Genomic DNA, 2,107 nt, shown 5'->3' with positions numbered 1-2,107 from the left:
GAAAGCTTCCTGTATAATTTAAAGAGTAAAGGGAGTTGACTCAAAAAGATACCTCATGTAAAGTTGGATTATTACTGACCAGCCAAGTTGGTAAAATCCAAAAATGCAAGAGGTATCTAAGATGAATAGTAATGGAAAAAAGGCAAAAAAGCAAGCAGTTATCAAAAATTCTACAGCAAATGTTCTTTCGCAGGAAGAACTGGCAAGAAGGATCGCTACGGTTCAGGAAGGCATGAAGGCTTCGACCTGGCGGGAACTGGAGACGAGAGGCAGGTTTACAAAAAACGATAAGCTCACATTCATCAGTGATGACATGCTCATCCTTGGGTGTGATATCGGCAGCGAAATGCACTATGCGAGGGCCATCGATTCCAGAGGGCGTGAACTAAGCAGGGGCGCATTTTCGTTCAGCAACAGCGAAGGAGGCTTCCGAAGCGCAAAGGACTGGGCCTTAGAACTGGCTGCCGCCAATGATAAGCGTCAGATTGTGCTGGGCCTTGAGCCGACAGGTCACTACTGGTTCTGCCTTGCGGCATGGATGGTCTCCAATGGCATCAGCGTTGTGCAGGTGAACCCTTATGCGGTGAAGCAGACAAAGGAGCTTGAGGACAACAGCCAGCTGAAGGACGACAGGAAGGACCCGAAGCTGATTGCAAACCTTGTGAAGGATGGGAACTATGGCATGCCATACCTGCCGGAGGGCTTATATGCTGACCTGAGACGGCTGTCCATGCTGCGGGACCAGCTGACCGAGGACCGGATCAGGAATACCAATCGGCTGCACAGAGAGATGAAGATTTACTTTCCGGAATATATGGACGCGTTCGGGAAGCTGGACGGGGCATTTACCCTGGAGGTTCTGAAGGCGGCCCCGTTCCCGGAGGATATCCTGAAATTAGGTGCTGATGGTCTGAAAGGCATATGGCATGAGGCGAAGCTGCGTGGGCGCGGCTACAGCCGGGCAGACCGGATCGTCAGATATGCGAAGGAAAGCGTCGGTCTGAAACAAGGGACGAGAGGGGGAAAGAAGGCAGTCAAAATCTTTGCAGAGCAGATGACGGACCTTGCAGCAAAACGGGATGAGATTGAAGCCGAACTTCACCAGAAGTGCCTGGAGATCCCCTATGCGGAGAACATCCTGGAGATAGATGGCGTTGGAGAGAACATCCTGGCCGGAGTCCTGGCTGAGATGGGCGACATCACTCGGTTTGACGATGTCAAGGAGATCCAGAAACTGAGCGGGCTTGGCTTGGTGGCCTGCAGCTCCGGCAAGCACAAGGGGGAGACCAAAATCAGCCACAGAGGGCGCAAAAGGCTGAGATATTGGTTGTTTCAGGCAGCAAAATCAGCGGTATCCCATGCGGAGGAATTCAAGACGCTGCATGTGTACTACACGGCGAGGGCGAATAACCCGCTGAAGAAGATGCAGTCGCTGATCGTGATTGCCTGCAAGATTTTGAGGGTGATCTACACAATCCTGAATACAGGCCAGAAGTACGATCCGGCAAGGATGCTGAAAGATATCAGGCATATGTCCCCGGAGGCAGCAGAGGCAGCATAGATTTAGGAACAATCAACAACACCCCATATTTTCCAGAGCCTTGCCGAACCACCGTACAGGAGCGGCGGCTGGGCAGGGTTCTGGAAAAGGAACCCGTAAACGATGGCGCAGGGTCTGCGACATCAGTACCGACTGGCAAGACAGAACAATGGAGGCAAAGCGTCCACTGATTTATCGGGGCCGCCAAAGGGATGTCTGGTCAGTAGTAATTCAACAGCAAATAAGAGCCGTAGCCAGCAGTGGTATTCTCCGTGGGGCATGACCCCGTTTGAAAGCTTGGCTGGCACTCGGTGTATGGACAGGTGGGACGAAGGAAGTTGGGACAAGATCCCCATAGGCACGGAAGGTTCACCACCATAGTTGAACGGAGGGAAAATGGCCTTTATAGAGCACAAACAAAGGACGCTCTATTCCCCATACCCATCTATCAGCTATTCAGTACCAGATACGACGATATCCATCACCATTGGCTCTTCCCTGAGAGGTATAAAAATGGATCAAAGCCTTAAAAAACGTACATTTAGGGCTTGACATAATAGGAAGGAG

General features: G+C 51.3%; 1 protein-coding gene. It reads left to right on the top strand.

Annotated features, from left to right (window positions below; translation table 11 throughout):
* Positions 1-121: 121 nt before the first annotated feature.
* On the top strand, positions 122-1,561 hold the full coding sequence (locus Q0526_RS02460) for an IS110 family transposase (protein WP_138263118.1): 1,440 nt from the start codon (positions 122-124) through the stop codon (positions 1,559-1,561).
* The last annotated feature ends 546 nt before the right edge of the window (positions 1,562-2,107 follow it).

This window comes from uncultured Subdoligranulum sp., from assembly GCF_937890665.1.
The sequence above is the reverse complement of the archived record's forward strand: the minus strand, read 5'-3'. Positions and strand labels throughout refer to the sequence as shown.